Origin of the sequence: Micromonospora sp. (assembly GCF_048594385.1) — a bacterium.
Classification (GTDB): Bacteria; Actinomycetota; Actinomycetes; order Mycobacteriales; family Micromonosporaceae; genus Micromonospora; species Micromonospora wenchangensis.
The window spans coordinates 1-3,543 of the sequence record NZ_JBMDWU010000467.1 but is presented as its reverse complement, the minus strand read 5'-3'; the positions used below and the strand labels follow the sequence as shown (position 1 = coordinate 3,543).

Here is a 3,543-nt window from a genome sequence, read left to right as displayed (position 1 = left end):
AGCCTCCGCCGCCGCCGCAACCCCCCCACCCCCCCCCCCCCCCCACCCCCTTGTTTATCACGTGGTCCGCGACACCGGCGGGCCCCGGGGTGACCCGCACCTCTTGGTCATCGGGCTGGGGCCGGTGGCGGGGGTGTTTTGGGGACGGGGGGCGGGGGTAGTTGAAGGTCGTTGGAACGACATGCTCACATCGGGAGGCTCTCATGGGGTTCGACGACAAGATCGGCAACACGACCGAGAACACCGCCGGCAAGATCAAGGAAGGCGTTGGCCGGGCGACCGACAACGAGCGCCTTGAGGCCGAGGGCCGCAACGACCAGGCCAAGTCCAGCCTCAAGCAGGCCGCCGAGAAGGTCAAGGACGCCTTCAAGAGCTGAACCGCACCACCGTCACGCCGGACCGACCCCGTCGGGCCGGCGTGACGCGTGTCCGGGCCCGCCGGTGCCCGCCGATTCGATTTCCCGCCCACCCGTGCGGCATCGTGTCGCGGTACGGCCGTCACACCGAACGGGGAAAGTCGATGCATCGCCGCTCCGCCACCGCACTCACCCTTGCCGTCCTCGCCGTCCTCGCCACCGGCTGCTCGGACGAGGAGGCCGGCACCGACGCCGCACCCGGCCCGTCGGCCACCGCCACCACCGGGGAACCCACACCGGAGGCGTCGACCACCACCGCCCCGGAGAGCACCGGACCGAGCGCCGGCACCGCCGCGAACACCGCGCAGGTCTGCCGCGCCGTCGATCAGTTGATCATCGATGGCAGCCGGCAGATCGCCGCCGACTCGGTCGACGCCACCCGCGAGGAACTCACCCCGGAACAGCTCAACGGCAAGCTCAAGGGGCGGCTGAGCCGGCTCGCCGACGACGTCCGCGCGCAGGCCCGCAAGGCGCAGGACGACCGGATCAAGAAGCTGGTCCAGGAGACCGCCACGAAGATCGACTCTGGGGCGGCGGCCAAGAGCCCGGCGAGCTGGATGGGCACCGACTTCGTCGACATCCCGCCCCGGCTCACCCGCGACTGCCACGTCTGAGCCGGCGTCACGGCCGTCGGGGCCCTACCGCGACGGCTCAGCGTCGACCGGGCAGCTCAGCGTCGACCGGGCAGCGGGCGCGACGGCGACGTGCCGCCGGCGAGCGAGGCCCGGTCGGCGGCCGAGGTGCCGGACTGCCAGCCCTCGGCGTCCCGCACGGTCAGCCGGGCCCTGGTGACACCGGGGAAGAGGGTGTCCATCCGTTCCCGTACCGCGCCGGAGCGGGCCGCGAGCACCGGCAGCAGGCGGTCCGCCCCGGTGTCCTGGGCCGCCTGCCGGTCCGCCGCGTCGGTCGCGGCCCGCAGCCGCTCACCGATGCGCCGGGCGAAGGCGTGCAGGAAAGCCTCGTCGTACGCCCTGGTCCGCCGGCCGCCGCCGCGCCGTTCCCGCCGGCCGCGCAGCATCGCGGCGGTGGCCTGCACCAGCAGCGAGGTGTGCAGCAGTTCGACCGCCTCCAGGTCGGCGGGGAAGCCGAGCACGGTGGCGAAGCCGAGATCGTCGGACCATACCGACTCGCACCGGTTCGCCGCCGCCACCTCCTGCACCAGCAGCGCCTTCGCGCCCGCGTACGGGGCGTCGGTGCTGATCCGGACCCCGCCGGGCTGGTCCGGGTGGGCGGCCGTCGACTCGACCAGCGCCCGTTCCAGGCTGTGCCGGGCGATCAACTCCTGCGCCTTCCCGGTGAACGCCTCCGCCTCGGCGGGGAAGGTGGTGGACTCCGCCTTGGCCAGCAGCGCGCGTACCCGGTCGAGGACGCGGGAGCCGGACGGCCCGGACGGCCCGGTCACGGGCGTGGCACCGACACCGCCGGGCGGTGGGCGCAGCACCGCGACCGGCGGCAGTCCGGCCAGCAGTGCCAGCACCTCGACCGCGTCACGCAGGGCGGCGATCCGGTCCGTGCCCTCGCGGGCCGCCCACCCGCCCAGCCAGCCCGCGTCGTCGTCCCAACGGACCCGGGCGTCCAGGTCGGTCAGCTGGTCGTCCCACCACTGCGGCACCGGGCCGGGCCGGGCCGCCCGGTCGGCGGCGAGCGCGTCGACGACCAGCCGGCCGGGGCGTGCGCCGAGCCGGCGGGCCACGATCCGGGCGACATCGGCCGGCTGCCAGCCCCGGGGCCAGAGCCGGTGCACGGCGGCGACGAGCCGGCGCAGCAGCGCGGCGTCCACCGCCGCCGGCCCGGCGGGGACGTCCCGGCCGCCGTCGTCGCCGGCCCGCGCCGGGGCGCTGCCGACCACCAGCCGGTCCAGGTTCCGCTCCGCGTCGCGTACGTCGGTGCCGCGCACCGCCGCGACCGCGGCGGTGATGAGGGCGTCGGCGTCCGGCACCTGTGGTCCTTCCTGGGGGACGACGGCCCGGGTGGTGTCCGGATCGTCGGGAGTGTCTGCCCGGCAACGGTACCCGGGCCCGGATTGCCCCTGCCGGCCACTCATCCGTTCGTCGCCCGCGCCCGTACTCCTGCCCGGAGTGGACCCGGGTGGACACAGGAGGCGAACGGTGAGCACCCTGACGGTGAGCGAGTCCGTCGACCGCGGCCGGCACCGGGGACGACGGCGGGGCGTGACCCCGGCCGGCGTCCTGACGGCGGTGCTGGTGGTGGCCGCGCTGGCCGCCGGTGGTGCGGTGGTGGCCCAGCGGCAGGGCGTCGACCTGGGCGCCCTCGTCGGCGACGTACGGCGGGAACCGCTCCGGCCGGCCAACGCGGCGGTGCCGCCGGTGCCGCCCGGGGAGCAGGCGCCGGCCCCGCTCTCCTCCGCCGTGCCCCCCGCCGCCAAGCCCGCCCCGGCGGCGCTGCGCTACCCGCAGCGGGGGACCGGCACCTGGCGGACGGCGACCGCGCAGGGTGCGGTGGCCGGGAGCGGTGGGCAGCTCCTGCGCTACCGGGTGGCGGTGGAGGGCGGCATCGACGACGTCGACCCGGAGCGGTTCGGGCGGGAGGTGGCGGTGGTGCTCGCCGACCGCCGGGGCTGGACCGCCGACGGCCGGTGGCGGCTGCAACGGGTCGGCGGCGACAGCCCGGCCGACTTCACCGTGCTGCTGACCACCCCGGTCACCCGGGGTGAGTTGTGCGGGGACACCTCCGACCGGTACACCTCCTGCCGCAACGGCGACCGGGTGGTGATCAACGTGGCGCGCTGGGCCCGGGGCGTTCCCGACTTCCGGGGTGACCTCGGCACCTACCGGGCGTACGTGCTCAACCACGAGGTGGGGCACCGGCTGGGCCGGGGGCACGAACGGTGTCCGGCGGCGGGCGGGCCGGCCCCGGTGATGCAGCAGCAGACCCTCGGCCTGCACGGCTGCCGGCCGAACGCCTGGCCGATGGTGGGCGGCACCCTGCTGACCGGCCCGGCCGGCGAGTACGACGACCCGATCCCCTCCGACGACTGACCCGGCCGCCGGGCGGGCGTTGATCGACCCCGGGTGGGCGTTGACCGACCCCGGGTGGGGCGTTGAAGCGGGGGGGGCCCCCGGCCGGCCCCCCGAGACCCGCGGGGGGAGGGCGGCCCGGTGGGGGG

4 protein-coding genes are annotated in these 3,543 nt (G+C 76.3%); 3 read left to right on the top strand and 1 reads right to left on the bottom strand.

Going from position 1 to position 3,543, the window contains the following annotated elements; translation table 11 throughout:
• Positions 1-203 precede the first annotated feature (203 nt).
• Positions 204-377, top strand: a complete 174-nt coding sequence (locus ACOJTC_RS25400; protein ID WP_088643694.1) for a CsbD family protein — start codon at positions 204-206, stop codon at positions 375-377.
• 143 nt (positions 378-520) lie between these two features.
• Positions 521-1,030: a hypothetical protein gene (locus tag ACOJTC_RS25395; protein ID WP_420118769.1), complete on the top strand. Its 510-nt coding sequence runs from the start codon at positions 521-523 to the stop codon at positions 1,028-1,030.
• 56 nt (positions 1,031-1,086) lie between these two features.
• Here the strand turns inward: ACOJTC_RS25395 and ACOJTC_RS25390 are convergent, their stop codons facing one another.
• A complete protein-coding gene (locus tag ACOJTC_RS25390) occupies positions 1,087-2,355 on the bottom strand; it encodes a DUF2786 domain-containing protein (RefSeq protein ID WP_420118768.1) in 1,269 nt (422 codons plus the stop codon).
• Positions 2,356-2,524: 169 nt separating this feature from the next.
• Here ACOJTC_RS25390 and ACOJTC_RS25385 point away from each other — a divergent pair, with 169 nt between their 5' ends.
• Positions 2,525-3,415 carry a DUF3152 domain-containing protein gene (locus tag ACOJTC_RS25385; protein WP_420118767.1) on the top strand — a complete coding sequence of 297 codons (891 nt, stop codon included), beginning with the start codon at positions 2,525-2,527 and terminating at the stop codon, positions 3,413-3,415.
• Positions 3,416-3,543 lie beyond the last annotated feature (128 nt).